This window comes from Haloarcula pellucida, assembly GCF_014647235.1.
In the GTDB taxonomy this organism is placed as follows: Archaea; Halobacteriota; Halobacteria; order Halobacteriales; family Haloarculaceae; genus Haloarcula; species Haloarcula pellucida.
Window position 1 is genome coordinate 906,472 of sequence record NZ_BMOU01000001.1, and the last position, 26,488, is coordinate 932,959.

The window sequence follows — 26,488 nt, forward strand, 5'->3', positions numbered from 1 at the left end:
CACCAGATGACCCACGAGTCCCACGGCGACAGCGGGCCCGGCGACAACGTGAGTGGCGTCTCCGACGGCTGGCGCGTCCTGCTCGACCGCCAACTCGGGCTCCTCGCCCTCGGGAGCACCGTCGTATTCGTCGTCGCGTCGTTCGTTCAACTACGGTACGGCTCGTACCCGATGACCCCGGCGGAGGTGATCGCCGGGCTGACCGACCCCGCTATCGTGGCGGACCCGCGGGTTCTGGCGGGACTCCTCCTCGGCGGCGAGTTCCCGGACGTGGCGAACAGTACGCTCATCCTCTGGAAGATACGGCTCCCGCGCATCCTCGTGGGCGTCATGGTGGGTGCGAACCTCGCCGTGGCCGGCGCCATCTTTCAGGCGATCACGCGCAACGAACTCGCCAGCCCCTACGTCCTCGGCGTCTCGGCAGGTGCGGGCCTCGCGGTGCTCGTCGTCCTCATCCTCGTGCCCGTCCTCTCGTCGTACCTCCCGTTCGTCGCCGCGGTGGGCGGTACGGCGGCGTTCCTGCTCGTGTACGCCATCGCCTGGCAGAACGGGACCAGCCCGGTACGCCTCATCCTCGCCGGCATCGTCGTCGCGACCATCGGCCAGTCGTTACAGACCGGGCTGTTCTTCTTTGCCGGCAACACCGGCGTCGTCCAGACGGCGCTGTCGTGGCTAACGGGGTCGCTGACGGGGACGAGTTGGAGCGAGGTCCGGCTGGCACTGCCGTGGACGGTCCTCGCTCTCACACTGGCTGTCGCGGGGTCACGCCAACTGAACGTCCTCCTGCTCGGCGAACAGGCCGCGAGTTCGCTCGGGATGCGGGTCGAGCGCGTTCGGTTTGGGCTCTCGGCGCTCGCTATCGCCGCGACGGCCATCTCCGTCGCCGTGGCTGGGCTGGTCGGTTTCGTCGGCCTCGTCGTGCCACACCTCGTGCGCAACATCGTCGGGACCGACTACCGCCGGCTCGTCATCGGCTGTGTCTTCGCCGGCCCCGCGCTCGTGACCGCCGCCGACGTCGGCGCGCGCCTCGCGCTCTCGCCCATCCAGCTCCCGGTCGGTATCGTCACCGGATTGCTCGGTGGCCCGTACTTCCTCTATCTGATGCAAAAACAACGACAACTCGGTGAACTCTGATGCAGACACCCGATACGAACGACCCGTTGACGAACTCGGATTCGGAGGCACAGCCCGCCGACAGTGCCGTGGTCGGGTCCGACCTCGAAATCGGTTACGCGAGTACCGACGAACCCGTCGTCACCGTCGACCGCATCGACGTACCACGTGGCGAGATAACGGCGCTGGTCGGCCCGAACGGCAGTGGCAAGAGCACCCTCCTGAAGACGCTCGCTCGGCAACTCGGTCCCGACGAGGGCGAGGTCTTGCTGGAGGGCAAAGACGTCCAGACCTACGACCAGAAGGCCCTCGCCCGTGAGCTTGGGCATCTCTCACAGGAGAACGACGCGCCCGAGACGGTCACCGTAGAGAACCTCGTCGCCCACGGTCGCTACCCGTATCGCGGTTTCTTCGAATCGCTCGGTGAATCCGACGCCGAAGCCATCGCCCGCGCCATCGACCTCGCTGGCGTCGAGGACCTCCGGGAAGAGCCCGTCGGGAACCTCTCGGGCGGCCAGAAGCAGTTGGTCTTCATCGCGATGGTGCTGGCCCAAGACACCGACGTCCTCTTGCTCGACGAACCGACGACGTTCCTCGACCTACACCACCAGCTACGGGTGATGGAGACGGTGACGCGGCTGAACGAGGAACGAGACGTGACCGTGGTCGTCGTCCTCCACGACATCGCGCAGGCCGCGCGGTTCGCCGATTACCTCATCGCGCTCGACGACGGCAGCGTGTACGACTGGGGGCCGCCGACCGACGTGGTGACCGAGGCACTCCTCCGGGACGTGTTCGACATCGAGGCGGCCGTCAGGTACACGCCTGACCCCGAGATAGTGCCGAAACACTCACTGTAACATGGTCGGACGGACACTCGCGGACATCCGAGCGCGAATCGACGAACTGAGCGTCGCCGTCGGTCCCTACCGCGTCCGTAGCGCTCGGACCGGCGACTCGCCGGTACCGGTGACCGGAAAGCAGTTCCCGGACAGAGAGACGGCGGCGGAGGCCGCGAGCGTCGCGACCGCCTACCGAACCGCACTCCGGCGGTACGACCCGTACGTCGCCGTCCACGGCCTCGTCGTCTCCCAGACCACTGCGGGGTCGACCACAGCCACGGTGACACAGTCCCTTCCGGCGTACTGTCACCGGGTGGCCGGCGCACTGTTCGAGACGCTCTCGAACCGGTACGGACGCATCGAGCGCCGGGTCATGGACACCTACCTCGAGGCCGCGGAGACGACCGAGAACAGGACCCGACTCTGTCTCTCGATGCTCGAGAGCACCGCGACGGCCATCGACGAGGCGTTACCGCCGGACGAGCAGGCGACGGTCCTCTCGGCGGCCGCCGGTCGGTTGCCGCGGCGGTCGACCGCCGACCGGCCGCTTCGGAGCGCGCTCACCACGCTCCGGTCCTGTGACCTCGTGCGGTCGTTCAGCGTCGAACCGACGCCAGACCACGGGGAAAGCCAGTACCGCATCACACTCGCTGGGTATCGGCCGTCGCTGGACGGTGACCGGTGTCCAGTCCTCCCCGTGGCCGTGGAACTACTCCGGCGGACCGGCGTTCCGCCAGCTATCGTGTCCGCCAGCCGTTTCGGCGACGGGTGGCGACTCCGCGTGTCGACTGTCTCGACGGTGTCTGGGAGCGGCCTCGCGGTCGCGCCCTCGGCGTAGCGTCGTCTCATTCAATTGGTGGGACCGTAACGAATACACTACCCCCCCGAGTGTGCTCACACATGGGAGTCGCAGTAATCGGTGCGTCGATGACGAAGTTCGGGCAGCGTGACGCCTGGATACAGGAACTCCTCGCCCAAGCGGGCGAAGAATGCCTCGACGATGCCGGTGTCACACCGACCGACGTAGAGCATCTGTACGTCTCGAACATGGCGAGCGGCGAGTTCGAGGGCCAGACGGGCGTGATGAACGCGCTGGCCCACGACCTCGGCGTCTTGCCGGCGTACAGCGAACGGGTCGACCAGACCTCCTCCTCGGGCGGTGCGGGCATCTACGAGGCGTGGCAATCGATCGCCTCCGGTGCAAGCGAGATGACGCTGCTCGTCGGTGGGGAGAAGATGACCCACAAGACGACGGGTGAGGCGACGGACATCATCGCCTCCATCACGCATCCAGCGGAGTACAAACACGGCGTGACCCTGCCGTCGTTCGCCGGGATGACTGCCCGTCACTACCTCGAACGGTTCGAGGCCCCGAGGGAGTCGCTCGCGCGCGTGGCGGTGAAGAACCACAAGAACGGCGTCGACAACCCGAACGCGCAGTTCCAGAAGGAGATCACCGTCGAGCAGGCACTCGATTCGCCAATCATCGCGGATCCGCTTCGGCTCTATGACTTCTGTCCCATCACGGACGGGAGCGCCGCGATGATGTTCACCACGGAAGAGCGAGCGAAGGAGATCACCGACGAGTACGCCGTCGTCTCCGGTATCGGCGGGGCGACGGACACTCACGTGGTCCACGAACGCGACGACCCTACTGTCATGGGCGGCGTCGTGGAGTCGAGTAAGCAGGCCTACGAGATGGCCGGTCTGGGCCCCGAGGACCTCGACGTGGCCGAACTTCACGACATGTTCACCATCCTCGAGTTCCTCCAGTTGGAGGGGATCGGCGTCGCGGATCAAGGCACTGCGTGGGAGCTGGCGATGGACGGCACCACGGCGAAAGACGGCAATCTGCCGATCAACACCTCGGGCGGCCTGAAGTCGAAGGGCCACCCACTGGGTGCCAGCGGCGTCGCACAGGGCGTCGAGATCTACGAGCAACTCGTCGGCGAGGCCGGCCCGCGACAGGTCGATGCGGAGACGGCACTCGCGTGTAACGTCGGTGGCTTTGGCAACTGTGTCATCACCACTATCATGGAGGCCGCAGAATGACTCTCGAAGCAGGGAAGTGCCCGAACGGTCACGTCTCGTACCCCACGCACCCGCGCTGTCCGGAGTGTGGCGAACCGCAGGAGGAGACGTTCGACTTCTCCGACCAGCGCGGCGAAGTCGTCACGTGGACGAAGTCCACGGCGACGCCGCCGGGCGTCCGCCAACCGAACACGCTCGCCATCGTCGAGTTCGACGTCGACGGCGACGTGGTCCGTGCGCTCGGACAGGTGACCACGGAGGAAATCGAGACGGGTGCGGAAGTGGAGCCAGTCTACGTCGAGGAGTTGCGGGACCCCGACGTCGGCCTCAAGCGCGAGAACCCGGAGAGCCAGGAGTGGGGCGGCTACCGCTGGGACCCGGTGTGAGCTAACGCCTCACCGGACTGTAACGCCGCTTCGATTCTATCGAGTCCGTCGGCTACGGTACAGTGGCCACACGACCCCCGGTGGGGGTAGACGCCGACGAGTTCGCCGTCTTCCCAGTAGGACAGACAGATGACCGGGAGCGTCACCACCGAATCGTCACCAGTGAACGCGCTGTGTCGGTCGTGGCGGTCGAACGTCGGCGTGAGCGAGCAGTCGGTGGCCTCGGCCCACGCCGCCATCGCGGCGATGTCCTCGGTCTCACGCGGGTCGGTTCCCGTCGATAGCCGGTGCCAGTACTTCACGGAGACGTCGTCGAGAAGGCCCTGCTGGCGAAGCGAGTCGGTTCGCCCGAGGACGCTCGCCTGCCGCCGTTCGGTTTCGTCAGGAACGGGTGACCGAAGGTAGACGGTCATCCGACGGGTATGAGTCATGGTATCGTACACCGGATGAGTGTCCTAGGTCGGTTGCAGAGATAGCCGTATCGGTGTACGTATCCCTCATCGTCAGTCAGCCGTGGACGCAGTCGTCGGGCCGGTAGGTGCCGGACTCTCGGCGTTACCGAGTTCGCCGAGACAGTCGTCGATAGACCTCGGCGTGCCGTCCTCGCTGAACGGTGCGACCTGTATCAGTTCGCCGTCCTCGTAGATAGCGAGACACATGGCTGGGAGGACGAGTTCCTTCCGTCGCTCGCCCGTCTCGGTGCTGTAACAGGTCCGGACGCCGAAAAACGGGCTGAGACAGGCGCCCGTCGCTCTGGCCCAGTCGGCGAACTCGTTGTATCGGGTCCGCTCCAGACAGTCGCCGGCGCCGCTGATGGGGATGCGCTTTGCCCACGTCGTCGTCTCGAACCCGTCGATGACGCCGTTGCACTGTAGCTCCTGTAACCGTGTCTCGACGGCCGTCCGCCGCTTCCGGGACGGCCCCGGTAGCTCAGTCCTGACGAACAGTTCCGCCCGACGCGTCCTTGGACACTCTGTGTTCTGCATCGGTACCTGTAGGTACAGCTGTACAATAATAAAACATTATGTTTATTATGCAACCATTAGTGTCGCTATTCACACGTCGTCGTTTCCGCCGTCTCCGTCGTCGTCGCGTCCGTTTTCGGCGTCTTCGAGGTCGTCCTTGATAGACTCGAGTTCCGCGTCGACGTCGACGGGGACTTCGTCGATACCACCTTCGAGGGTATCATCGTCCTGCGTCTCGGCCAACTGCTCGGCGAGGTCCGAGCGTAACTCACGGGCCTCTTCGAGGAGTTCCCGAGCATCCTCGTCCTGTGGTCGCCCCTCCACGGCGTCCTGCAAGTCGGTGAGGGCGTCGTCCAGGCGCGTGAGCGTCGCTTTGCTCAACGTCGTCGCGCGCCGACGGACCTCGCTCGCACCGGACCCGGTCGACGTCGGGCGTCCTTCGGCCATCCGGAGAGCGCGCCGGAGGAGTTTCAACGCCTCGACGTTCGTCTTCAGCACGAGGATAGCGGCCGGTATCGTCACGTCGCTCGTAAACCGGAGCAACTCCTTCGGCGTCGGTGGTCGGGGCCGACCGCTCTCCGTGGTCGGTTCCATCTCCGTCTCTAGGTCTCGAAGCGTCCGGACGAGGTCTGTGAGGAGGGCAGTGATGTCGTCGCCGGAACTGGCACTCATACTCCCACCTTGCGGGGAGAGGTACAAAAGTTCGCCGCGACGATTAGGCCAACCAAAACCCTTTTTGCTTTAGGGGGGCCTAATCTCCGATAATGCCATCGCAGACGGACGACGGCGAGGTCGCGGACGCCGACGAGGACCGCCCGACCGTCACTACCCACGAGAGCGTCAAAGACAGGACAGTGTTCACCGAAGACGGCAATCAAGAGGGGTGGATCGCGACCGACCTCACCGTCGACCTCCGTCGGTAGTTCTCACAGAAAACGGGTCAGTTTTCGACGCGTACGCGAACGTCTCGGTGCTGACAACAGCCACCGAGTGATAGAACCGTTCCGTCTCAGTCCATCGCGCCCTCGACGACGAGCGTGTCGTCTTCGAGGTAGTGTTCGATGTGGTGTGCGTCCTCTTCCGTCTCGACCAGAATCTCGCGGAGGATCTGGGCCGTCGCGTGGTCGCCGAGGTTCTCGGCGAGTTCGATGTGGTCGCGCAGCGACTCGATGACGTCGCCGTACATCTCGAGGTCGTTGTGCAGGGAGGTGCGGATGTCGTAGACGTCCTGTCCCTCGTACTCGACGCTCGCGTGTTCGGCTTGCTCTGCCCCACCGGCGATGGGTGCGCCACCGAGCGCCTGCGCCCGTTCTGCGATCTCGTCGGCGGCGGCCTCGACGTTGCCCGCGGCCTCGCCGAGGAAGAGGTGCAGGTCTCGGAACTCCGCACCTTCGACGTTCCAGTGGTGCTTCTTCAACTGATGATACAGCGTGTACGCGTCTGCGAGGTCTTGGTTCAGCGCGTCGATAATCTGCTCTGACTTCTCTTTCTCGAGTCGGAGTTTGTTCTCTTCGACCTCACCGAACTGCTTCCGGACGTGTTCCTGAGTGGCCATAGGCATCTCTACATACTCACGGACAATACTTAAAACTTCCCACACGAGAAAGAGATTTTCGGTTTGCCAAAAAACTATTTCTTTGATGAGACACTCGAATTCGTTTTCGTGTTTCGGGGAACATCCGCTACCCGGATCGGAGTCGTGCCCCGTCCGACCGGTCAGGACTCTACTCGTTCGACCTGCAGATAGCCGGCCGGTTCGCGCCAGTCGTACACCGACGGCGGGAGGTTCCCGACGCCGTCGATACCGGGGTGTGGCCGGATGACGCCGTCCTCGGAGATGTCGGAGTCGCTCCGCGTGGTGCCCTCCGATTCGCCTCCGATGATGAGCGTCTTCGCGGGCGGGACGAGGTCCTCGAACAGTTCGGTGTTCTCCTCGGTGCCGACGTCGTACCCGTTGGCGTAGTACGTCCGGGACTCGTTGACTCGGTCGGGCAACGGAACGGTGTCCAGTCCGACGATTCCGTCGTTCGTCGCCACGAGCATGCTGACGAACGTGAGGTACTCGGCGCTCGAATCGGCCGACAGTTCGAGTTCGGTGTAGTACGGGAGGCCCGTATCGCCGGGGTCCGCTTCCGGCACGAGCGGTGACTCACCGACCGCGGCGCCCCGGATGGCGTTCGTGTCGTCGATGAGGTCCACGAGCGGGTCGAGATTCCCGTTCTCCGCGAGTTGTCTGGTCGGTCTGTTGGCCTCCTCGCCCACCGCGAACACTTCGACGCTCGACCGGTGTGCGGCGACGGCGGGCGGCGTGAACGGTTGGCCGCGCGTCAAGTTAGCGACCGTGACGCGGTACGTCCGGTTGCCGTCACGTCCGTCGTCGCGCTGTCCGAGCACCGTCGAACTGCCGAGGGCGAGCGCTCCGAGCGTCCCGCCACCGAGGGCGAGCGCTCGTCGTCTGGTCAGGGTCGGTCCGTCGGTCATAGCGCGGTTCCTCGATCGGGCCGTGTGTCTGCTGGTACCATTGCTGTCCTCCGTCTACGCCGAGGGAGCAGACCCTGTTTGTAATTACGTCGGTATCGGCGGCCCCCAGACGTCGAGAACCGATACCGCGGGCCTGCCGTGTGCTACGGTCGCCTTATCGTCCTCAAAAGTTCCAGACACGCGCTCACCCCGTCGGCCGATAACGGCGGCTTAGCGCCGGCGGGCTACCGCGCCACGACGATGGCGACGTGGTCCGGCGCGATCTCCTCGACGGCGACGTCGTCTGTCCGGAGCGTCTGTTCCTGATGGACGGCCGTGACGGCCGTGAAGACGTGTTCTTCGAAGCCCAAGTGGTCGCGGAACTCCTCCCAGACGGTCGGTGGGACGCCGAGGACGAACACCTCGGGCGCTCGGTGGAGTACCGGGTCCTCGAACCGCTTTCGCCACTCGTAGACGAGGTCCTCGACGCCGGGATTCGTTGCCATCGTCTGCTGGTGGTCCGCGAGTGCCTCCCGCAGTTCCGCTTCAGGCACGTCGTTCTCGTCTGCGATAGCCCGAATCACCGCGTCGTCGAACACGGTCAGCGACACCGGATCGGTCATCGCCCGGAGTTGGCAGTCGACGGGGAAAAATACCCCGCTGTGGCGCGCCTGTCTCGCCTCTCCTGTCAGCTCAAAAACCCCATAATCACCCGATTAAACACCCATATTCCCGTTTTGCGGGATTACCTCGGCAGTTATTTCCCCGAGTATCCGTTACCGGCGACTAGAGGAATGGGACGACTATCGACGCTGTTTGCGCCGGAACGGGTCGCCGTGATCGGTGCGACCGACTCGGAGGGTTCGGTCGGTCGCGCCATCACGTCGAACCTGCTCGAATCGTTCGACGGGGAGGTCGTAGCAGTCAACCCGTACAAGGAGGTGGTGTTGGGTCTCCAGTGTTACGACGCGGTAGCCGACGTCGACGCGCCGGAGACCATCGACGTCGCCGTTGTCGTCGTACCGCCGAACGTCGCCGTAGAGGCGATACGGGAGGCCGGTGCGGCCGGCATCGAGAACGTCGTCGTCATCACTGCCGGGTTCGGCGAGACCGGAAGCGAGGGTGCGGCCCGGGAGCGTGACCTCCGTGCGGCCGCCGAGGAGTACGACCTCAACCTCGTCGGCCCCAACAGCCTCGGCGTCATGTCGACGCCGAAGGGACTGAACGCCACGTTCGGCAACGAGATGGCCACCGAAGGGGACATCTCGTTCATGAGTCAGTCGGGGGCGTTCGTCACCGCCGTCCTGGACTGGGCCGCCGAACGCGACGTCGGGTTCAAGGACATCGTCTCGCTGGGGAACAAGGCCATCTTAGACGAGGGGGACTTCGTCGCGGAGTGGGGCGACGACGCCGAGACGGACGTCATCCTCGGCTATCTGGAAGATATCGACGACGGCGAGAAGTTCATCCAGACCGCCCGCGAGGTGACACAAGACACACCTATCGTCCTCGTAAAGTCCGGGCGCACCGACGCCGGGGCGTCGGCCGCCGCCTCACACACCGGGGCCATGGCCGGGTCCGAACGGGCCTACGAGGCCGGCCTCGAACAGGCCGGCACGCTGCGGGTCGAGTCCGTACAGGAACTGTTCGACTTCGCACAGATTCTCTCGGGCCAGCCACTCCCCGACGGCGAGGAGATAGCCATCGTCACGAACGCCGGCGGCCCCGGCGTGATGACGACCGACGCCGTCGGCGACTCGGACCTTTCGCTTGCGGAATTCGAAGACGAGACGCTCGACCGACTGGGCGAGACGATGCCCGACGAGGCGAACATCTACAACCCGGTCGACATCATCGGAGACGCCCCGGCGAAGCGCTTCGAGATCGCCCTAGAGACGGTTCTCGAAGACGACAACGTCTCGATGGCCGTCGTGGTCGCCTGTCCGACGGCGGTCCTCTCCTTCGAGGAACTCGCCGAAGTCGTCACCGAGAAGCAACAGGAGGCCGAGATGCCCATCGCGACGACGCTGATGGGCGGCAAGTCCGTCGGCGAAGGGCAGGACATCCTGAGCGAGGCCGGCATCCCGAACTACTTCGACCCCGCGCGTGCGGTCGATAGCCTGGACGCCCTCCGCGACTACGGGGAGATACAGGCCCGCGAGTACGAGGAGCCGACCGCCTTCGACGTGGACCGCGAGCGCGCTCGCGAGGTTCTGGAGTCCGCCGCCCGGCGGAACACGAACCGCCTCGGGGTCGAAGCGATGGAACTGCTCGACGCCTACGGCATCCCGACGCCACGAGGCGGCGTCGTCTCCTCGCCCAGCGAGGCACAGGACCTCGCGGAGGAGATCGGCGACGAGGTGGTCATGAAGATCGTCAGCCCGGATATCCTCCACAAGTCCGACATCGGCGGCGTGGAGGTCGGCGTCCCGCCAGACGAGGTTCGAGACACCTACGAGGACCTCGTCGTCCGCGCGCGCAACTACCAGCAGGACGCGACCGTCCTCGGCGTGCAGGTCCAGGAGATGGTCGATCTCGACTCGGGCACCGAGACCATCCTCGGGATGAACCGGGACCCGCAGTTCGGCCCGCTCCTGCTGTTCGGCCTCGGAGGTATTTTCGTGGAGGTCCTCGAAGACAACACTGTCAGAGTCGCTCCAGTGAGCGAACCCGAGGCCAGAGAGATGCTAGACGACATCGACTCCGCGCCGCTCTTGCGCGGGGCCCGCGGCCGTGACCCCGTGGACGAGGACGCCCTCGTCGAGACCGTCCAGCGGCTCTCACAGCTCGTCACGGACTTCCCGGCCATCGTCGAACTGGACATCAACCCGCTCGTCGCGACCCCCGACGGGGTGCAGGCGGTCGACCTGCGACTCACCATCGACCAGGAGGAACTATGACCGACTCGAACACGCTACTCGTCACGTCTACGGAGGAAGGTATCGGCAAGACGGCAATCACCCTCGCACTCGCAAAGGCGGCCCAGGAGGCCGGCAAGGAGGTCGGCTACATGAAGCCGAAAGGCACCCGACTCCAGAGTGCGGTCGGCAAAACCCGGGACGAGGACCCGATGCTGGCCCGAGAACTGCTCGGGTTAGACGCGGAGGTCCACGAGATGGAGCCAATCGTCTACTCGCCGACGTTCGTACAAGAGGCCATCCGCGGCCGTGAGGACGCAGACGAACTCCGCGGGCGCGTCGTCGACAACTTCCAGGCCATCTCCGAGGGCAAAGACCTGATGGTCGTCGAAGGGAGCGACCGTCTCGAGACGGGCAGTATCGTCGACCTGACCGACGCCGACATCGCCGAAGCGCTCGACGCGCGCGTCCTCCTCGTCTGTGGGTACGCGACCGTCGGCGACGCCGACGAGGTGCTCGCCGCGGCCCGGTCGCTCGGTGACCGCCTCGCCGGCGTCCTGTTCAACGGCGTCACCGACGCCGCGATGGACGAACTCACCGACGACGTGCTACCCTTCCTCGAAGGCCGCGGCGTCCCGGTGTTCGGGTCGCTCCCGCGCGTGCAGGAGCTCGCCGGCATCACGGTCGAAGACCTCGCTCGCAGTCTCGGCGCCGACGTACTCACCAACGAGGCGTCGACGGACGTCCACGTCGAACGGTTCACCGTCGGGGCGATGGGCGGCAACAGCGCCCTCGACCAGTTCCGGCGCACCCGCGACGCGGTGATGGTCACCGGCGGCGACCGCTCGGAGGTCCAGACGGCGGCGCTCGAAGCCTCGGGCATCAAAGCGCTCCTGCTGACTGGCGGGTTGCGCCCGGCGAGCGCCGTACTCGGCCGGGCCGAGGACGAGAACGTCCCCATCCTGCTCGTCCAGTCCGACACGCGGACGACTATCGACCGGGTCGAAGACGTGCTTCGGTCGGGCCGAACGCGGGACCAGGGTACCGTCGAACGGATGCAGACGCTGCTGGACGACGGCGTCGACGTCACCTCACTGCTCCAGCTAGAGGAGTAAGGTCCCTTTCGCCTGCGGTTTTAAACGTAGATACTCGAACATCTGGCCGTATTATTTACAAATCTCCAGTGGAAATGCACCTCAGGATTTTTGGATGTCTGACGCCATAGTGAAAGTGGAGCCGAGAGGCTCCGTAGTGTCACACGCTCGGGGACCCCCTTTCCCCGATTCGACCCCTTTGTGCGAGCGTCGGCGTCAGAACTCTGTTACTGCCGAGAGAGCCGCCGCCGGGAGGTGCTCGCGGACGCCGCTCACTGCCTCGGACGGTTCCCGGAGGTCGAGCGGCGGTAGCGTCCACACCGGGGCGTCCGTCATCCCTTCCAACACGTCGGGGTTCGTCCGTTCGGCGACGGTCGCGCCCTCGTACTCGTTGAGGACGACGCCGTGGACCGAGACGCCGTGTGCGCGCAGGGCATCGACGGTCAACCCGGTGTGGTTCAGCGTGCCGAGGCCCGACCGAGCGACGACGACCGCCGGCAGGCCGAGGGCGGCGACGAGGTCCAGAACCTCCGCGCCGTCCGCCAGCGGGACCCGGAGACCACCGATACCCTCGACGACGCCGACCTCGTGGGCGTTGACCGCCGTTCGAACGCCGGACAGGATCTCGTCGTAGGAGAGATCGGCCTCGGCCACGTCGGCGGCCACCTCGGGGGCCAGCGCGGGCGCGAGTCGGCGGAGGCAGGTCGACGCCGTCTCGTTCCCACAGGCCTCGGCGACGAACGCCGCGTCGTCGTCCGGCGGATAGCCGGTCTGGCAGGGTTTGACTGCGACGGCATCCACGCCGCGGTCACGGAGCAACCCGGTCAGGCCGGCGGTGACGACGGTCTTGCCGACGCCGGTACCCGTCCCGACGACGAACAACCCACCCGGACTCGCGTCGGTCACAGCACACCGACCTCCTTCCCGGCCGCCTCGAAGGCGTCGAGACACTGCGTCAGATCGGCGTCGGTGTGGGTGGCCATCGGAGCGACGCGGATTCGGGACGTTCCCTCCGGAACCGTCGGCGGGCGGATGGCCGGGGCGACGACGCCGTGGTCGCGGAGTCGCTCGTCGAGTTCGAGGGCGTCTACCCGGTCGCCGACCAGCACCGGGAGGATGTGCGTCTCGCCCAGCACTTCGTAGCCCATCGCTTCAAGCCCCTCTCTGAGGGTCTCGACGGTCTCCCAGAGGCGGTCTGTCTGGTCTGTCTCCCGAGCGATTCGAAGCGCCTCGCGGGCCGCACCGGCCGCGGGCGGCGCAAGTCCCGTCGAGAAGACGAACGACCGCGCTGCGTTCAGGAGGTACTCGACCAGTTCCTCGTCGCCGGCGACGTACCCGCCCTGACTCGCCAGCGCCTTCGAGAGCGTCCCGAGTTGAATATCGACGCGGTCGCTGAGTCCCTCGCGCTGGACGACGCCGCCGCCGTTCCCGAACAGGCCGGTGGCGTGGGCCTCGTCGACCATCAGCCACGCGCCGTACTCCTCGGCGGCGTCACAGAGCGCCGCGAGCGGCGCGACGTCGCCGTCCATCGAGAAGACGGAGTCGGTGACGACCAACCACTGCTCGCCGTCGCCGGCCGTCGACGCTCGCTCGGCCATCTTCGCCCGCAGGTCGTCGGCCTCACAGTGGTCGTACACCACTGTCTCTGCCGCGCCGACCCGACAACCGTCGATGATGGAGGCGTGGTTCAGTTCGTCCGAGAAGACGGCGTCCGGCGCGAGGGCGTCGATGGTACCGACGTTGGCGGCGTACCCGGAGGAGAAGACGAGCGCTCGCTCGGTCCCCTTGCAGTCCGCGAGGTCGCGTTCGAGCGCGCGGTGGAGACGCGTATCGCCCGTGACGAGGCGAGACGCCCCCGCACCTGTCCCGACGGTTCGCGCCCCCTGTTCGGCCGCGCGCTGGACGCGCCCGTCGTCGGCCAGTCCGAGGTAGTTGTTCGCCGCGAAGACGACCATCTCCTCGCCGAAGTCGGCCGCACCACTTTTCGGGTCGTCGGCAAAGCGCGTGCGTCGCGCGACTCGCTCGGTCACGTCGAGGTGGCGGCGTAAGTCCTGCCGTTCACGCTCGCGGAGGCGGTCGCCGAGGTCGAACCCATGCGTCATCGTTCGTGGTGTCGAGCCAGCGCCCCTTAGCGATTGGTGATGGGCAGAGCGGTCGATAGTGACGGACGCGGGACCCTGACAGCCCCCAAACCAGTCACCTCACTTACTTTTACTACGCTCCCGTGTGAAATGACAGCATGGACCGGGACAGCGCCGAACCGAGCGTCGACCAGTTCCCCGGCACGCGCGCCCGAGAACGCGTCGACCACCACCACGAAGTGGCCGCGCCGGCCACGCACGTCTACGACTTCGTCTGGGACGCGACCGCCGACGCCCGGGGGCCGTACTGCCGGGACGTCGACGGGAACGTCCTGTTGGACTTTACGTCCCACGTCGCCAGCGCACCGCTGGGCTACAACAACCCCTCCCTGCTCGACCGTCTCGACGAGTTCGACCTCGTCGACCCGCTGAAGTTCGCCGGCCAGGACTTCTACGCGAGTACGGGGGACCTCCCCGGCCCGACCGAACTGATGCACCGCCTCGTCGACGTCGCTCCCGACGGTCTGGACACCGTCTTCCTCTCGAACTCCGGGGCCGAGGCCGTCGAGAACGCCATCAAAATCTGTTACGACCACCGCGACGGCGCGAAGTACGGCCTCACCTTCGAGGGCGCGTTCCACGGCCGGACGCTGGGAGCGCTCTCGCTCAACCGCTCGAAGGCCGTCCACCGACGGGACTTTCCCGAGGTGACCGGAGTCACCTCGCTCCCGTACTGCGACGACCGGACCTGCGACCCGGCGTCCTGTCGCTGTGGCTACTTTCCGGCGGGCGACACCTCGCAACTGCGGCGCAAACTCGGGGACGGCGGGAACGTCGACCCCGACGAGGTGGCCTACGTCATCCTCGAACCGGTGCAGGGAGAGGGCGGCTATCGGATTCCGAGCGAGGCGTTCATGGACGACGTGGCGGCGGTCTGTGCGGAGTACGACATCCCACTCGTCGCCGACGAGATTCAGTCCGGCGTCGGCCGAACCGGTGAGTGGTGGGGTGCCGACCACTACGCCATCGACCCGGACGTCCTCGCCGTCGGGAAGGGACTCCGGGTGGGTGCCACGGTGGGCCGAGACGAGGTGTTCCCCGACGAGGAGGGCCGCCTCTCCTCGACGTGGGGATCGGGCGACTTGCTCTCCTCGCTGGTCGGGGCGCTCACGCTCGACGTCATCAAGGAGCGAGGACTGCTCGACCACGCCGCCGAACGAGGTGACCAGTTGAACCGACGGCTCTCCGAGGCCTCCGTCGAGGGCGCGATAGACGTCAGAAACCTCGGGCTGTTGGTCGCCGTCGAGTTCGAGACCCGAGAGCGGCGGGACGAGATGGTCGAGGCGTGTCTGCAGGAAGGATTGCTGACGCTCGCCTGCGGACACCGGACGCTCAGACTACTGCCGCCGCTGGACGTTCGGGAACGCGAGATTACGCAGGCCGTCGACGCGTTCCGCCGGGCCGCGAGTCGCTGAGCGCGTCTGAATCGGCGCCTCGCGGCTCAGAACCCGGGCATCAGGTCCGCGGGGCCGAAGACGCCGTAGTGGCCCGCGCGGTTGTTCCGGACGCCGGCTTTCAGGTAGCCCAGCGCCGGGCCGTTGACGTTCGCTTCCATGCTCGTCACGTCGTCTAGCTGGAAGGTGTTGGTGCCCGTCTCGCCGTCGAAGGTCGTCCCCGTCACCGAGACTGTCGTCGTGGTCGGCTTCTCGTCCGAGCGGACGTCCAGCACGCCGCCGACGTGGACGTCCTCGGCGTCACAGATGCCCGCTCGTTCGAGGAGGACGTCGTCGGCGTGTTCCATGTCGTGGAACTCCAGCACGCCGTCGTGGTCGTCGATGAGTTCCTCTATCTCCGCTTCGCTCATCTCGCGGGCCGTCTCGATGTCGTAGCCGTCGAGGTGGGCGATGTCCTCGCGGACGGTGCCGCGGTTGTCCTCGTAGCCGCTTTTCAAGCCGACGCCCCACCATATCTCGACTTCCTCGACCTCGACGAACGATTGGGCGGCGAGCGCCGCCGCCCCGGTCAGGAACCCGGGCGTCGCGCCGGCGCCACAGACGAAGGTGATGCCCGACTCCGTCAGTTGCTCCTCGCGGTCGTCGAGCATCCCGATGACCCGCGAGCGCTTGAGCACGTCGACGAGGACGCCCTCGTAGTCGGCCTCGGCGAAGCGCTCTGCGACCCGCGGGATGAAGTCGTGTTCGAGGTTCGGGAGCGCGATGAGGACGGCGTCGATGGCGTCGCTCTCGGCGATGACGTCGTCGATGGGCGTCTCCGTCGGTCGGCCCTGTTCGCTGGCGACGACGCCGGCTTGGTCGCCGTGTTGCTTGACGCCCTCTGTCGCGGCTGCCGCGCCACCGTCGGTCGCTACGTCGTCTCGCGGCTCGCTGTCTCGCGGCTCGTCGCCGCTCGACTGTTCCGGGCCGCCTTGCGGTCCGCTTGCGATGTTGCCCTCCGTCGCCTCCAACAGCTCGTCGACGTCCAGACCGCCGTGGTTGACGGCGACGCCGTTGCGGTCACACGCCGCGACGGCGGTCAGACCGTCCTTGTGCTGGGAGACTTCGAGTGTTCGTCGGCCGATACCGCCCGTACCTAGTACTGCGAATCGTACGTCGTCCATAGTCAGTCGTCTGATTGAAGTTCCGATTTGCTCTGTGCGGTGCCTGCCGCCGTCTCGGGGTCGGTACCGTCGTCGGCGCGCGTCTTGACCTCGTCGGGGTCGAAAGCGTTGGCCTCGGTGTTGGGTTCGAGGCCCGCCGCTTCCATGATTTCGAGGTCGTCGGCCGCCGACTGGCCCTCCGTGGTGAGGTAGTCGCCGGTGAGGATGCCGTCCGCGCCGGCCTCCAACGCGGCCACCTGTCCGTCCGTGTCGAGGTTCACCTCGCGCCCGCCGGTCAGGCGCACGCGAGCCTCTGGGTGGAGCAGGCGGTACACCGCGATGGTCTTGACGACCTCCTCCGTCGTGATGTCGGGGAGGCCGCGCTCGGCCATCGGCGTCCCCTCGACCGGATTCAAGATGTTGACCGGGAGCGAGGAGATGCCGATGTCTTGCAGGGCCATCGCCGCGTCGACGCGGTCGGTGGGCGTCTCGCCCATGCCGAGGATGACGCCGGCACAGAGGTCCATGCCGGCCTCCTTCGCTACTTCCAGCGTCTCGACGCGGTCCTCGAAGGAGTGCGTCTGGACGATTTCCGGGAAGTACCGGGGCGACGTCTCGATGTTGTGGTTGTAGTGGTTCAGCCCCTCCTCTGCGAGGATAGCCGCCTCCTCGTCCGTGAGGATACCGAGGCTGGCGTCCACTTCCACGTCCGTCTCGTCACGGACCAGACGGATGGCCTCCAGTACTTCCTCCCACTCGTCGGGCCGCTGTTCCTTCGAGACGCCCTTCTCCGCGACGACGATACCAAAGCGCTGGGCGCCGTCTCGCTCGGCGCGTTTCGCGGCCTCCAGAATCTTCTCCGGACCGAGGAAGCCGTAGTTGTCGATGCCGGTGTCGAAGTGCACTGACTGGGCACAGAACCCACAGTCCTCCGCGCAGTTACCGGCCTTGGCGTTCACGATGGAACACGCGTCGACGGTACCGTCCCCGAGTTGCGTACGGACGTAGTCGGCCCCCGCCGCGAGGGCGTCGACTGGCTGTGCGATGAGCGCCAGACCGTCCCGGCGGTCTAAGCGCTCGCCGTCCAGCACGCGTGTGACGGCGTCGTCTACCGTGCGGTTGCCCGTCTCGTAAACCACACGACCAACGACAGTTGACGAGTGAATAAAACTTCGGGTGAGTGGTAGGTCACGTCGTCCGGTCCTCGACTACTTTCGGTGAACCTCGGTGTGAGAAGGGCCACTACGGACCACGTGTCCGTACTTCAGAAGCGCGACGAAGACGACGCCGCCGATGGTGTTTCCGACCGTCGAGAACACGAGGAATCTACCGTAGTCGAGGACGGTCATCTCCGGGGCCACGATGACGCCGGCGACGACTTCGACAGACCCGGCGATACAGTGTGGCAGGTGCGCAAAGCCAATAGACGCTGCGATGAGCCAGACGATCAGCATCCGCGAGACGGTACTGTCCGCCGCGGCGACGAGCCACGAGAGCAGCCCCATCAGCCATCCGGCCATGATGCCCGCGCCGACCAGCACTGCCGGTGACTGCTCGGTGTACGTCTTCGCCAGTTCGACGAACGTTGCCGGTTCGACGACGCCCACCGCCGGCCCGATAGCCACGGCGAACCACGCGAAGAGGACGGCCCCGACGATGTTGCTAGCGTAGACGGTTCCCCACAGACGTCCGAGTCGAGCGACGCCGGCCTGATCGTCAAGCACCGGGAGCACCGCGAGCGTCGTGTGTTCGGTGAACAGTTCCGACCGGCCGAGGACGACCAGAATGAATCCGACGCCGTACGCCAGCCCCAACAGGAGTTCTTTCGGGAGGTCCCCGGTCCCCGAGACTCCGGCCGAGGTCAGGACGACGGCCATCAACAGCGGTCCGAATCCGATGTCGAGGCCGGCCGACAGCGCCGACAGCGAGAGTCCCGTGACCGGGCGCCGAAGCTCACTCAGCCCCCGCTCTATCTGGATGTCGAGGATGTCCTCGCTCGGTATCTGCTCTTCGTCAGCAGTGTCGGTACCCGTCCCGGACATATAGCCTGTCGTTCACGGGATCGCCGTATGATTGTTCACCCGCTAACCGCACATAATCGAGAATTATCCGGCGGTAGCTTCGGATACTCCGTGCCACGGGTTCCTGTCAAAGAGCGCGAATCCTGCCGCGGACGGTGTCAGCGGTCGGTGTGTGGACGTCCGTCAGTACAGGTCGTCCAGTTCCTCGCTCGTACTCGCGTGTTCGTCTCCGGGGAACTCACCGGACTCCACGGCGTCGACGTAGTCGCTGATAGCCCCGTGCATCTCACTTCGGACGTCGCCGAACTGCTCGGCGAAGGGCGGACTCGACGCTGCCAGTCCCACGACGTCGGTGAAGACGAGCACCTGCCCGTCACAATCGCCGCCGGCGCCGATACCGATGGTGGGGATGTCGATGGCCTCGGTGACCTGCGCGGCGAGGTTCGCCGGCACGTGTTCGACGACGAGGGCGAAGGCACCGGCGTCCTCGTGGGCCCGCGCGAGTTCGAGAATCTGTTCGGCCTCCTCGCGGTCGTTGGCTTGCTGGGTGTAGCCCGTCTGGTTGACGCTCTGTGGCGTCAGGCCGAGGTGGGCCATGACCGGGATGCCGAGGTCCGAGAGCCGTTCCGTCAACGAGAGGGTGTGCGGGCCGGATTCGAGTTTGACGGCGTTCGCGCCGGCTTCCTTGAGCATCCGGCCGCAGTTCCGCACGCTCTCGCCCTCGTCCGCGCCGAAAGAGAGGAACGGCATGTCCGCGACGACCAGCGTCTCGTCCGTCCCGCGGGCGACGGCAGCGACGCGAGAGGCCATCTCGTCTACGGTGACCGGGAGCGTATCGTCGTAGCCGAGGACGGCGTTGCCCATGCTGTCACCGACGAGGATGACGTCGACGCCCGCGCCCTCGGCGATACCGGCCGTCACGGCGTCGTAGGCCGTCAGCATCGTTATCTGTTCGTCCCCTGCCATCGCCTGCAGGTCCCGGACGGTAGTCATATCCGTGGCCGGGCGCGCCGTGCTATTACGTGTTCGGGTCCCGGTTACAGCGGACGAGCCACCATCTCGCTCCACGACTCGACTCCCCAGCGGTCGTCGAAGACCGTCGCTCGCTCGGGTCGGGGTCGACGGCCTGCTTAGACACCTACCGGTCCGCGGCGTCACTCGGCTCGTAGGACCGTATCAGTCCCCGTCCAACAGACCGAGGTCACGGCCCACCCGGTCGACGAGTTGGTCGAGGACGTCCGGGTCGACCTCCGCGACGGGATCGCCGTCGTGGAGTTGCTCGTTGTGGCGGTCGACGGCCGACTCGACGTCTTCGAACGGCACGCGCGTCCGGGTGTCACAGGCCGTACAGACGACCGGAATCTCCGGCAGTTCGTCGTCCTCTGTCATCGACAGCCGGTTTGCACCGGGGGTGGAAATATCGTCTGGTCGCCGACGAAACCGGAAACGGCTTGCCGGTCCTCCGGGAAACACCGACCGTGCCAGCAGTCGAACAGACCGACCCCGACGGCGTCGACTTCGGGTGGGTCATGCAGGTCACGTTCGTGACGACCATCCTCGTCGGGTCGCCCATCGTCGTCCTCGCGTCGTTCGGGACGGCGCTGCCGACGTGGACGAGTCGCGCCCTCTTCGCGGTCCGGGTAGGCGCCGTCGTCTGGTTTCTCACCGCTATCGGCGTCTACCTCTATGCCCGATATCGGCGCTGATCGAACTCACTCGCCCACGCGAAGTCGGTGCCGGCACGGCGGGCGGTCTCTGCGTCTCGCTCCGAATCGCCGACGAACACCGTCTCGGAGGGAGTCGCGTCCATCTCGTCGACGACCGCCAACAACCCTTCGGGGTCGGGCTTGGCGGACCCGACCGAGTCCCGGCCGACGACCGGCCCCACCGACCGCGTGAGGTCGTGGGTCTCCAGTGCGAGGCGACAGGCCACCTCGGCGTTCAGCGAGCAGACGCCGACGGGCACGTCGTGGGGCAACCCGTCGGCGAGCGTGAGGCGGTCGGAGTTCCGCGCGCCCTCGCGCTCGTAGTCGGTTATCGTCGCCTCGACGGCGTCGCGGTGGCCGGTCTCGTCTGACAGTTCCAACATCCCCCAGAGGCCGGCGCTCTCGGGGTCCACGCCACGCGCTCTGAGGACGTCTGCGACGTCGCTAGCGACCGCGCCCCAGTCGACAGCCAACCGCACGAGCGTCCCGTCGAGGTCGTAGACCACAGCGTCGTACGTCACGCGAGAGCGTACGCCGGCGGGCCAAAAGTGTGTATCGGCACTCAGCGGTCGTCCAACAGCGACCGGGCGACGACGTTCTTCTGGATCTCGCTGGTCCCCTCGTAGATGGTCGTCACCTTCGCGTCGCGATAGAGGCGCTCGACCGGGAAGTCCGTGGTGTAGCCGTAGCCGCCGTGAATCTGGACCGCCTCGTTGGTCACGTCGACGGCACCCTCGCTCGCGAAGTACTTCGCCATGCTCGCGGCCTGTCGGGCGTCCTCGCCGCGGTCCATCCGACTCGCCGCGTCCCACGTGAGGAGACGACCCGCCTGCACGGTCGTCGCCATGTCCGCGAGTTTGTGGCGAATCGTCTGGAACGCCGATATCGGCTGGTCGAACTGGTCGCGGTCCTGTGCGTACTCGATGGCCTCGTCCAGCGCCGCCTGCGCGAGTCCGACGGCCTGTGCGGCGATGGCGACGCGCCCCCCGTTCAGAATCGACAGCGCGGCGGCCAGTCCCGCCCCCTCTTCGGTCAGTCGGTACCGTTCGGGAATCCTGACCCCGTCGAAGGTCAGCGACGTGGTGTCGCTCGCGCGCAGACCGAGTTTGTCCTCTTTCTCGCCGACAGAGAGGCCATCGCTGTCTTTCGGGACGAGAAACTGTGTGATGGAGTCCGGGTCGTTACGCGCCGTCTTCGCAAACAGGACCACGACGCCCGAGCGCTCGCCGTTCGTTATCCACTGTTTCTCCCCGTCGACGACGTACTCGTCGCCGTCTCTCCGCGCGACGGTCGTCATCCCACGCGGGTTCGACCCGGCCTGCGGTTCAGAGAGGGCGAACGCGCCGACCGGCCGACCGTCGACCATCTCGGGAAGCCACTCGTCACGAACGGGGTCGTCGCCGAACGCCGCGATACAGGCGGTGGCGAGACAGTGGACGGAAAGCGCCGTCGCGACGGCCAGCGACCCGTAGGCCAGTTCCTCGTTGACGATGGCGTAGGTCCGACGGTCGGCGTCGAAGCCGCCGTACTCGGCTGGCGTCGTCAGGCCAGTGAGGTCGATGTCGGCGAGGCGGTCCCAGACGTCCTCGGGGAACGACTCCGTCTCGTCGGCCTCGCGCGCGGTCGGGCGTACCTGTTCGGTCGCGAACTCCCTGACGGTCGCTCTGATGGCCTCCTGTTCCGGCGAGCGCTCCATACCGACAGTATGGATGGCACTACCAAAGGCCTGCTGACGGCAACAGCGGGCGACGATATCAGCGTTCGTCGACCAGGTCGACGTCGAGGAACTCTTCGAGGACAGCGATAGTGGACCCGCCGACGCCCGCCTGCGTCGCACGGCCCTGTTCGACGGCCAGCACGTCGCTCTCGTCGAGGTCGAGTTCGTCGGCGAGTTCGCTCGTTTGGAGTCCCTTCTCCTGTCGGGCTTCCGTCACGGTGCTCCCGTAGTCGCTGATGAGGTAGGGCAGTTGGTCGGTGTCGTAGTCGGCTCCCCCCTCCCAGTGGGAGGCGTCGGGCGTCTGTGAGTCCTGTAGCCTCGCCGTGTTCTGTGCGGCCCGACGGCGTCTGTCCGTCTCGTCGCGCGAGCCGTCGTTCGACGACGTCGCCCGGTCGTTCTCGCCGTGGTTCTTCGCGCAGTCAGAACAGACCTGAAGGGTCGCGCCCGCGACGTCGGCGGTCTGCAAGTCGCCACCGTCGGCACCGCAGAGTTCGCAGCTCCCGCCGGCGCTGGCGCCCCCGCCGCCGGTCGAGTATTTGGCCATGCCCCCGGTAGCGGTTTCGTCGTATTTCAAACGTCCGGTTCGCTCGAATGGCACACTGTCCCGCGGGCCATCGCAAACGAAAGCCCTTTTATTGGACCGCGGGATACGATTGATTGCAGTAAGACAGCGCGAGCGTGGGTAGCCAAGCCAGGCCAACGGCGCAGCGTTGAGGGCGCTGTCCCGTAGGGGTCCGCCGGTTCAAATCCGGTCCCACGCATCGCACTGGTGGACGATGTCCACCGATACCGAGGCGGCGATGCCGCCGAAGACGATGCAGGTGCACTCCCTTGGGACTGCACCCACGCACATCCTTTCGACGCAATCTTCACGAGCCACTGCTTCGTCGTCGAGCGATATATCACGAGCCGTATTCGTTCGTCGTCGAGCGATATATCACGAGCCGTATTCGCACAATCCATAACGTCGAACCCTGACACCGGGTGCTGTTTCGGCCGCCAAGTATCACTACTGATAACTTGGGCACAAGAATTTATGTGTGTTCGAACTAGAGTGAGAGTAGGCACCGCTCCGGTGCCATCCACACCCCCACCCCCCACTCTCCTACCGTTTTCGACGCCTCGTTCACACCACACTAGTCATCCAGAGTTCGAATCGCGGTCAGACGCACGTCCGTCGTATGCGCCTGCCGCGTTCGAATTCCCGCTTTCGCCACGCGTCGCTCACGTCCGTTCGTGACAGAGTGGAAGGGGCGGGATTCGAACCACGCGGAGCCCTGCATGGGAAACTGCCAGGCCGAGTTCTGGCACGTTGGCTGGCAGCGCTCTACCACTGAGCCACCCTTCCAGACGGGCTTTGGTACGGTCCCACTCCCCAAATATGTGACGACAGTGGCACTGACTCGGCGAAAATCGCCTCGCGAGGTCGACTGTATCGGCCCAGAGCTCACCGCCGCCGACTGACCCACCGAACGCGTGTCGTCCCGACGCCGCTCCGGTCGTGCCGGCCGTACTTACTCAAGCGAGCAGCGCGAATGTGACGCCGTGAGCTACACCAAAGTCGACTACACCGACACCGAACCGGTCGCCGACGCGATGCACTTCCTGCGAGACCCGCTGGAGTGTGAGCAACTGGGCGTCACCGTCGTCGACTGTGGTCCGGGCTGGACGGGCAAACCCCACAACCACGCCGACCGGGACCACGAAGAAGTGTACGTGTTGGTCGAGGGCGAGGCCACTGTGACCGTCGACGGTGAAGACGTGTCGATGACGGCCGGCGACGCACTCAGAATCGATCCCGAATCGGAGCGGCAGATACAGAACGGAGACGGAGAGAGTCAGTTCGTCCTCGTCGGAGCGCCCTAGTAGCTGCGCTCTTTCGGTTCGTAGGTCTCTTCGTCGCCCTCGAGGATGACCGGCTTGTAGTACAGTTCCGGCGTGCCGTCGTTCCACGCGAGCATGGTGTGTTTGATCCACTCGTCGTCTTTCCGCTCTTGATGCTCCGCACGCCAGTGAGCGCCGCGGAACTCCTCACGGGCCAGCGCACCGAGCGTGATGGCTTCGGCCACGTCGAGGATGTTGCGCGTCTCGATGGTGTGGATGAGGTCCGTGTTGTACGTGCGAGAGGGGTCCGAGACGGCGACGTCCTCGTAGGCCTCGCGTGCCTCCCGGAGGTCTCGGAGTGCCGTTTTCAGGCCCTCCTCCTTGCGGAAGACGTTGACGTTCTGGGTCATCGTCTCCTGTACGTCGGCGCGGACCTCGGCGTGGTTGATGCCGTCTTCCTCGAGCAGCGTCTCGACGCGTTCGCGCTCTCGTTCGACGGCGTTCTCGATGACGCCGGTCGGTTCGACGGCGGCGCCGTCGGCGGCGACGTCTTCGCTACCGCTGTCGATTGCCCCGGGAGTGACGGGCGGTTCGACGTCCCCGGCTTCGCTCTTCGCGGAGAGGCCGGTCTGAATCTCCGCGGTCTTCATGTCCCTGCCTGCGGCGTGGTAGCCGGCGCGGGCACCGAAGACGAGCAGTTCGGGCAGGGCGTTCCCGCCGAGGCGGTTGGCGCCGTGCAGCGAGACACAGGCCGTCTCGCCGGCGGCGTACAGCCCATCGATACACGTCTCGCCGTTCTCGTCGCACTCGACGCCGCCCATCGCGTAGTGTTGGCCGGGCTTGACTGGCATCGGTTCGTCGAGGCCGTCGACGCCCTCGAAGTCCTCCGCGAGGTGGAGGATGTTCTCCAGGCGGTCGAGGATGCGCTCCTCGCCGAGGTGGCGCATGTCGAGGTCGACGTACTCGTCCTCGATGCCGCGGCCCTCGTTGACCTCCGTGAGTTCGGCCCGGGAGACGACGTCACGCGAGGCGAGTTCGCCGTCGTTGTTCGCGTAGCCGTACTCGAACATGAACCGCTCCTCCTCGTCGTTGTAGAGGATGCCGCCCTCGCCGCGGACACCTTCGGAGATGAGCACGCCCGTCGACGGGAGCGTCGTCGGGTGGAACTGGATCATCTCCATGTCCTCCATCGGGACGCCGGCCCGGTAGGCCATCGCACACCCGTCGCCGGTGTTGGCGACGGCGTTGGTCGTGTGGTCGAACGCCTGGCCCAGCCCGCCGGTGGCGAGGACGACGCCGCCCGTGGCGCGGAACCCCTCTATCTTCCCGGACTTGATGTCGTAGGCGACACAGCCGTGACACTCCCGGTCCTCGGGGTCGTCGTGATCGGTCACCGCGAGGTTGGTGACGTACCACTCGTCGTACACCTCGATGCCGCGCTTGACCGCCTGCTCGTACATCGTGTGCAGGAGGTGGTGACCCGTCTCGGCGCCGGCGTAGGTGGTCCGGGGGAACGACATCCCGCCGAACGGTCGCTGGGAGACGCGGCCGTCGTCCTCGCGGGAGAACGGCATCCCCCAGTGTTCCAGTTGGATGACCTCTTCGGGCGCCGTCTTGGCGAACGTGTCGATAGCCGGCGCGTCTCCGAGGTAGTCGGAGCCTTTCATCGTATCGTAGGCGTGCAGGTCCCAGGAGTCGCCGTCCCGGAGCGAGGCGTTGATGCCCCCTTCTGCCGCGCCCGTGTGACTGCGGACAGGATGGAGTTTCGTGACGAGGGCGACGTCTGCACCCTCTTCGTCCGCTGCGATAGCCGCTCGGAGGCCGGCGCCACCCGCGCCGACCACGATAACGTCGTGTTCGTACATAGTGGGAAGTAGTAACGTCTGTCTGGCTTCGCTTAGGACTACCAGAACTTGAGGTTGTTCTTCACTGCTTCGCGCTTGAGTTCCTGGATGTGCTCGGTCAGGGGGATGTCCTTCGGGCACACCTCGGTACAGGAGAACTGGGTCTGGCACCGCCAGACGCCGTGTTCCTGTTCGATGATGCGGAGGCGTTCCTGTTTGCGGTTCTCCCCCTCGCGTTCGTCCATCGCAAAGCGGTAGGCCTTGTTGATGGCCGCGGGACCGAGGTACTCGTTGTCCCCGGCGGCGATGTTACACGAGGACATGCAGGCGCCACACCAGATACATCGCGTCGACATCTTGACCTTCTCGCGGTTCTCTCGGCTCTGGCGCTGTTCTTCTAAGTCGTCTGCCGGTAGTTCGTCGGCGTCGAAGTACGGCTCGACGGCCTCCATCTGGTCGTAGAAGTGCTCCATGTCCACGACGAGGTCCTTGACGACCTCCTGGTGGGGGAGCGGTTCGATTCGAACCGGGTCGTCGAGCTCCGAGAGCTGGGTCTTACAGCCGAGTCGCTGCCGGCCGTTGACGAACAGTGCGTCCGAGCCACACACCGCCTGCCGGCAGGAGTGCCGGAAGGTCAGCGAGGAGTCGTAGCGGTCCCGCGCGTAGATGAGCGCGTCGAGGACGGTCATCCCCTTGTGGTACGGCACGGTGAAGTCGTCGAAGCGGGGTTCCTGCTTGCCCTCGACTTCGGGGTCGTAGCGGAACACCTTCAGCGAGACCGTCTCCTCGTCGTCGAGGCTCGCTTCCTCTGTCTCCCGCTGGATGTCTCGCTCGGCCTGTCGCTGGCGTTTGGTCGCCCGACGCTGGTCGCCGGGCGATTCGACCGCCGGTTCGGTCTCTTCTTCCTCGCCCTCCGTCTCCGTCTCCTGTTGTTCGATCTGTGTACTCAT

The 26,488-nt window shown here is 66.0% G+C and carries 29 protein-coding genes and 2 tRNA genes; 12 read left to right on the top strand and 19 right to left on the bottom strand.

Annotated features, from left to right (window positions below):
• The first annotated feature begins 6 nt into the window (after window positions 1–6).
• The 5 genes from IEY28_RS04680 (at window position 7) to IEY28_RS04700 (ending at window position 4,372) form a co-directional block, all read left to right on the top strand.
• Complete coding sequence (locus IEY28_RS04680) at window positions 7–1,134, top strand: FecCD family ABC transporter permease (protein WP_188994992.1); 1,128 nt, start codon at window positions 7–9, stop codon at window positions 1,132–1,134.
• Window positions 1,134–1,973 (top strand): ABC transporter ATP-binding protein, encoded by an 840-nt coding sequence (locus IEY28_RS04685; RefSeq protein ID WP_188994994.1) that lies wholly within the window; start codon window positions 1,134–1,136, stop codon window positions 1,971–1,973. The genes IEY28_RS04680 and IEY28_RS04685 overlap by 1 nt, the downstream gene beginning before the upstream one ends.
• Before the next feature lies 1 nt (window position 1,974).
• Window positions 1,975–2,793, top strand: coding sequence for a DUF7551 domain-containing protein (locus IEY28_RS04690; protein WP_188994996.1), 819 nt, complete (start codon window positions 1,975–1,977; stop codon window positions 2,791–2,793).
• A 62-nt stretch (window positions 2,794–2,855) separates the two neighbouring features.
• A complete protein-coding gene (locus IEY28_RS04695; RefSeq protein WP_188994998.1) occupies window positions 2,856–4,007 on the top strand; it encodes a thiolase family protein in 1,152 nt (383 codons plus the stop codon).
• Window positions 4,004–4,372 carry a Zn-ribbon domain-containing OB-fold protein gene (locus IEY28_RS04700; RefSeq protein WP_188995000.1) on the top strand — a complete coding sequence of 123 codons (369 nt, stop codon included), beginning with the start codon at window positions 4,004–4,006 and terminating at the stop codon, window positions 4,370–4,372. The genes IEY28_RS04695 and IEY28_RS04700 overlap by 4 nt, the downstream gene beginning before the upstream one ends.
• Here the strand turns inward: IEY28_RS04700 and IEY28_RS04705 are convergent.
• The 3 genes from IEY28_RS04705 to IEY28_RS04715 all read right to left on the bottom strand — a co-directional run bounded on the left by IEY28_RS04705 (window position 4,351) and on the right by IEY28_RS04715 (window position 6,009).
• Window positions 4,351–4,803, bottom strand: coding sequence for an HTH domain-containing protein (locus tag IEY28_RS04705; RefSeq protein WP_188995002.1), 453 nt, complete (start codon window positions 4,801–4,803; stop codon window positions 4,351–4,353). The two genes, IEY28_RS04700 and IEY28_RS04705, sit on opposite strands and share 22 nt — an antisense overlap.
• Before the next feature lie 72 nt (window positions 4,804–4,875).
• Entirely contained in the window at window positions 4,876–5,358 is a 483-nt protein-coding gene (locus tag IEY28_RS04710; RefSeq protein WP_188995004.1) for an HTH domain-containing protein, read from the bottom strand.
• Window positions 5,359–5,427: 69 nt separating this feature from the next.
• Window positions 5,428–6,009 carry a DUF7547 family protein gene (locus tag IEY28_RS04715; RefSeq protein ID WP_188995006.1) on the bottom strand — a complete coding sequence of 194 codons (582 nt, stop codon included), beginning with the start codon at window positions 6,007–6,009 and terminating at the stop codon, window positions 5,428–5,430.
• 92 nt (window positions 6,010–6,101) lie between these two features.
• On the opposite strand from IEY28_RS04715, the gene IEY28_RS04720 reads away from it, so the two are divergent.
• Complete coding sequence (locus IEY28_RS04720; RefSeq protein WP_166970084.1) at window positions 6,102–6,260, top strand: hypothetical protein; 159 nt, start codon at window positions 6,102–6,104, stop codon at window positions 6,258–6,260.
• 86 nt (window positions 6,261–6,346) lie between these two features.
• Here the strand turns inward: IEY28_RS04720 and dpsA are convergent, their stop codons facing one another.
• The 3 genes from dpsA to IEY28_RS04735 form a co-directional block, all read right to left on the bottom strand.
• On the bottom strand, window positions 6,347–6,892 hold the full coding sequence (gene dpsA / locus IEY28_RS04725) for a DNA starvation/stationary phase protection protein DpsA (RefSeq protein ID WP_188995008.1): 546 nt from the start codon (window positions 6,890–6,892) through the stop codon (window positions 6,347–6,349).
• A gap of 161 nt (window positions 6,893–7,053) precedes the next feature.
• Window positions 7,054–7,818 carry a spondin domain-containing protein gene (locus IEY28_RS04730; protein WP_188995010.1) on the bottom strand — a complete coding sequence of 255 codons (765 nt, stop codon included), beginning with the start codon at window positions 7,816–7,818 and terminating at the stop codon, window positions 7,054–7,056.
• A gap of 224 nt (window positions 7,819–8,042) precedes the next feature.
• Window positions 8,043–8,420: a DUF8048 family protein gene (locus IEY28_RS04735; RefSeq protein WP_188995012.1), complete on the bottom strand. Its 378-nt coding sequence runs from the start codon at window positions 8,418–8,420 to the stop codon at window positions 8,043–8,045.
• Between the two features lie 171 nt (window positions 8,421–8,591).
• Between IEY28_RS04735 and acs the strand changes: the two genes are divergently transcribed.
• Together acs and IEY28_RS04745 are read left to right on the top strand one after the other, a co-directional pair.
• The gene (gene acs / locus IEY28_RS04740) at window positions 8,592–10,697 is read left to right on the top strand and encodes an acetate--CoA ligase alpha subunit (RefSeq protein ID WP_188995014.1); all 2,106 of its coding nucleotides are present in this window, start codon (window positions 8,592–8,594) and stop codon (window positions 10,695–10,697) included.
• Window positions 10,694–11,770 (top strand): phosphotransacetylase family protein, encoded by a 1,077-nt coding sequence (locus tag IEY28_RS04745; RefSeq protein ID WP_188995016.1) that lies wholly within the window; start codon window positions 10,694–10,696, stop codon window positions 11,768–11,770. Before acs ends, IEY28_RS04745 begins: the two co-directional genes overlap by 4 nt.
• Window positions 11,771–11,965: 195 nt before the next feature.
• On the opposite strand, the gene bioD is transcribed toward IEY28_RS04745, so the two are convergent.
• Both bioD and IEY28_RS04755 read right to left on the bottom strand, forming a co-directional pair.
• Complete coding sequence (gene bioD / locus IEY28_RS04750) at window positions 11,966–12,655, bottom strand: dethiobiotin synthase (RefSeq protein WP_188995018.1); 690 nt, start codon at window positions 12,653–12,655, stop codon at window positions 11,966–11,968.
• Entirely contained in the window at window positions 12,652–13,851 is a 1,200-nt protein-coding gene (locus tag IEY28_RS04755) for an aminotransferase class I/II-fold pyridoxal phosphate-dependent enzyme (RefSeq protein ID WP_188995020.1), read from the bottom strand. The genes bioD and IEY28_RS04755 overlap by 4 nt, the downstream gene beginning before the upstream one ends.
• Before the next feature lie 137 nt (window positions 13,852–13,988).
• On the opposite strand from IEY28_RS04755, the gene IEY28_RS04760 reads away from it, so the two are divergent.
• Window positions 13,989–15,305: a class-III pyridoxal-phosphate-dependent aminotransferase gene (locus tag IEY28_RS04760; RefSeq protein ID WP_188995022.1), complete on the top strand. Its 1,317-nt coding sequence runs from the start codon at window positions 13,989–13,991 to the stop codon at window positions 15,303–15,305.
• A gap of 26 nt (window positions 15,306–15,331) precedes the next feature.
• On the opposite strand, the gene bioU is transcribed toward IEY28_RS04760, so the two are convergent.
• From bioU to IEY28_RS04785, 5 genes are all read right to left on the bottom strand, one after another.
• Window positions 15,332–16,447, bottom strand: coding sequence for a (S)-8-amino-7-oxononanoate synthase BioU (gene bioU / locus IEY28_RS04765; protein WP_188995024.1), 1,116 nt, complete (start codon window positions 16,445–16,447; stop codon window positions 15,332–15,334).
• A gap of 2 nt (window positions 16,448–16,449) precedes the next feature.
• Window positions 16,450–17,565 carry a biotin synthase BioB gene (gene bioB / locus IEY28_RS04770; RefSeq protein WP_188995026.1) on the bottom strand — a complete coding sequence of 372 codons (1,116 nt, stop codon included), beginning with the start codon at window positions 17,563–17,565 and terminating at the stop codon, window positions 16,450–16,452.
• 69 nt (window positions 17,566–17,634) lie between these two features.
• A complete protein-coding gene (locus IEY28_RS04775; protein ID WP_188995028.1) occupies window positions 17,635–18,468 on the bottom strand; it encodes a formate/nitrite transporter family protein in 834 nt (277 codons plus the stop codon).
• Window positions 18,469–18,630: 162 nt separating this feature from the next.
• Complete coding sequence (panB, locus tag IEY28_RS04780; protein ID WP_188995030.1) at window positions 18,631–19,440, bottom strand: 3-methyl-2-oxobutanoate hydroxymethyltransferase; 810 nt, start codon at window positions 19,438–19,440, stop codon at window positions 18,631–18,633.
• 183 nt (window positions 19,441–19,623) lie between these two features.
• On the bottom strand, window positions 19,624–19,836 hold the full coding sequence (locus IEY28_RS04785; RefSeq protein ID WP_188995032.1) for a DUF8149 family protein: 213 nt from the start codon (window positions 19,834–19,836) through the stop codon (window positions 19,624–19,626).
• A gap of 89 nt (window positions 19,837–19,925) precedes the next feature.
• Here IEY28_RS04785 and IEY28_RS04790 point away from each other — a divergent pair, with 89 nt between their 5' ends.
• Window positions 19,926–20,153 carry a DUF5822 domain-containing protein gene (locus IEY28_RS04790; protein WP_188995034.1) on the top strand — a complete coding sequence of 76 codons (228 nt, stop codon included), beginning with the start codon at window positions 19,926–19,928 and terminating at the stop codon, window positions 20,151–20,153.
• On the opposite strand, the gene IEY28_RS04795 is transcribed toward IEY28_RS04790, so the two are convergent.
• The 3 genes from IEY28_RS04795 to IEY28_RS04805 are packed head-to-tail and all read right to left on the bottom strand — an operon-like array spanning window position 20,132 to window position 22,414.
• Window positions 20,132–20,674 carry an HAD family hydrolase gene (locus IEY28_RS04795; protein WP_188995036.1) on the bottom strand — a complete coding sequence of 181 codons (543 nt, stop codon included), beginning with the start codon at window positions 20,672–20,674 and terminating at the stop codon, window positions 20,132–20,134. The genes IEY28_RS04790 and IEY28_RS04795 overlap by 22 nt on opposite strands.
• 41 nt (window positions 20,675–20,715) lie before the next feature.
• A complete protein-coding gene (locus IEY28_RS04800; RefSeq protein ID WP_188995038.1) occupies window positions 20,716–21,849 on the bottom strand; it encodes an acyl-CoA dehydrogenase family protein in 1,134 nt (377 codons plus the stop codon).
• Window positions 21,850–21,907: 58 nt separating this feature from the next.
• Entirely contained in the window at window positions 21,908–22,414 is a 507-nt protein-coding gene (locus tag IEY28_RS04805) for a helix-turn-helix domain-containing protein (RefSeq protein WP_188995040.1), read from the bottom strand.
• Window positions 22,415–22,546: 132 nt separating this feature from the next.
• Here IEY28_RS04805 and IEY28_RS04810 point away from each other — a divergent pair.
• Window positions 22,547–22,631 (top strand) — tRNA-Leu (locus IEY28_RS04810).
• A gap of 484 nt (window positions 22,632–23,115) precedes the next feature.
• On the opposite strand, the gene IEY28_RS04815 is transcribed toward IEY28_RS04810, so the two are convergent.
• Window positions 23,116–23,218 (bottom strand) — tRNA-OTHER (locus IEY28_RS04815).
• A 197-nt stretch (window positions 23,219–23,415) separates the two neighbouring features.
• Between IEY28_RS04815 and IEY28_RS04820 the strand changes: the two genes are divergently transcribed.
• Window positions 23,416–23,736 (top strand): cupin domain-containing protein, encoded by a 321-nt coding sequence (locus IEY28_RS04820; protein WP_188995042.1) that lies wholly within the window; start codon window positions 23,416–23,418, stop codon window positions 23,734–23,736.
• On the opposite strand, the gene IEY28_RS04825 is transcribed toward IEY28_RS04820, so the two are convergent.
• On the bottom strand, window positions 23,733–25,559 hold the full coding sequence (locus tag IEY28_RS04825; protein ID WP_188995045.1) for an FAD-binding protein: 1,827 nt from the start codon (window positions 25,557–25,559) through the stop codon (window positions 23,733–23,735). The two genes, IEY28_RS04820 and IEY28_RS04825, sit on opposite strands and share 4 nt — an antisense overlap.
• A gap of 38 nt (window positions 25,560–25,597) precedes the next feature.
• A complete protein-coding gene (locus IEY28_RS04830; protein WP_188995047.1) occupies window positions 25,598–26,488 on the bottom strand; it encodes a succinate dehydrogenase/fumarate reductase iron-sulfur subunit in 891 nt (296 codons plus the stop codon).

Excerpts from the sequence above, each read along its gene's own strand:
- IEY28_RS04680 (WP_188994992.1), top strand. The coding sequence starts at position 7 with ATGACCCACGAGTCCCACGGCGACAGCGGGCCCGGCGACAACGTGAGT.
- IEY28_RS04685 (WP_188994994.1), top strand. The coding sequence starts at position 1,134 with ATGCAGACACCCGATACGAACGACCCGTTGACGAACTCGGATTCGGAG.
- IEY28_RS04690 (WP_188994996.1), top strand. The coding sequence starts at position 1,975 with ATGGTCGGACGGACACTCGCGGACATCCGAGCGCGAATCGACGAACTG.
- IEY28_RS04695 (WP_188994998.1), top strand. The coding sequence starts at position 2,856 with ATGGGAGTCGCAGTAATCGGTGCGTCGATGACGAAGTTCGGGCAGCGT.
- IEY28_RS04700 (WP_188995000.1), top strand. The coding sequence starts at position 4,004 with ATGACTCTCGAAGCAGGGAAGTGCCCGAACGGTCACGTCTCGTACCCC.
- IEY28_RS04705 (WP_188995002.1), bottom strand. The coding sequence starts at position 4,803 with ATGACTCATACCCGTCGGATGACCGTCTACCTTCGGTCACCCGTTCCT.
- IEY28_RS04710 (WP_188995004.1), bottom strand. The coding sequence starts at position 5,358 with ATGCAGAACACAGAGTGTCCAAGGACGCGTCGGGCGGAACTGTTCGTC.
- IEY28_RS04715 (WP_188995006.1), bottom strand. The coding sequence starts at position 6,009 with ATGAGTGCCAGTTCCGGCGACGACATCACTGCCCTCCTCACAGACCTC.
- IEY28_RS04720 (WP_166970084.1), top strand. The coding sequence starts at position 6,102 with ATGCCATCGCAGACGGACGACGGCGAGGTCGCGGACGCCGACGAGGAC.
- dpsA (WP_188995008.1), bottom strand. The coding sequence starts at position 6,892 with ATGGCCACTCAGGAACACGTCCGGAAGCAGTTCGGTGAGGTCGAAGAG.
- IEY28_RS04730 (WP_188995010.1), bottom strand. The coding sequence starts at position 7,818 with ATGACCGACGGACCGACCCTGACCAGACGACGAGCGCTCGCCCTCGGT.
- IEY28_RS04735 (WP_188995012.1), bottom strand. The coding sequence starts at position 8,420 with ATGACCGATCCGGTGTCGCTGACCGTGTTCGACGACGCGGTGATTCGG.
- acs (WP_188995014.1), top strand. The coding sequence starts at position 8,592 with ATGGGACGACTATCGACGCTGTTTGCGCCGGAACGGGTCGCCGTGATC.
- IEY28_RS04745 (WP_188995016.1), top strand. The coding sequence starts at position 10,694 with ATGACCGACTCGAACACGCTACTCGTCACGTCTACGGAGGAAGGTATC.
- IEY28_RS04755 (WP_188995020.1), bottom strand. The coding sequence starts at position 13,851 with ATGACGCATGGGTTCGACCTCGGCGACCGCCTCCGCGAGCGTGAACGG.
- IEY28_RS04760 (WP_188995022.1), top strand. The coding sequence starts at position 13,989 with ATGGACCGGGACAGCGCCGAACCGAGCGTCGACCAGTTCCCCGGCACG.
- bioU (WP_188995024.1), bottom strand. The coding sequence starts at position 16,447 with ATGGACGACGTACGATTCGCAGTACTAGGTACGGGCGGTATCGGCCGA.
- IEY28_RS04775 (WP_188995028.1), bottom strand. The coding sequence starts at position 18,468 with ATGTCCGGGACGGGTACCGACACTGCTGACGAAGAGCAGATACCGAGC.
- panB (WP_188995030.1), bottom strand. The coding sequence starts at position 19,440 with ATGACTACCGTCCGGGACCTGCAGGCGATGGCAGGGGACGAACAGATA.
- IEY28_RS04785 (WP_188995032.1), bottom strand. The coding sequence starts at position 19,836 with ATGACAGAGGACGACGAACTGCCGGAGATTCCGGTCGTCTGTACGGCC.
- IEY28_RS04800 (WP_188995038.1), bottom strand. The coding sequence starts at position 21,849 with ATGGAGCGCTCGCCGGAACAGGAGGCCATCAGAGCGACCGTCAGGGAG.
- IEY28_RS04805 (WP_188995040.1), bottom strand. The coding sequence starts at position 22,414 with ATGGCCAAATACTCGACCGGCGGCGGGGGCGCCAGCGCCGGCGGGAGC.
- IEY28_RS04825 (WP_188995045.1), bottom strand. The coding sequence starts at position 25,559 with ATGTACGAACACGACGTTATCGTGGTCGGCGCGGGTGGCGCCGGCCTC.
- IEY28_RS04830 (WP_188995047.1), bottom strand. The coding sequence starts at position 26,488 with ATGAGTACACAGATCGAACAACAGGAGACGGAGACGGAGGGCGAGGAA.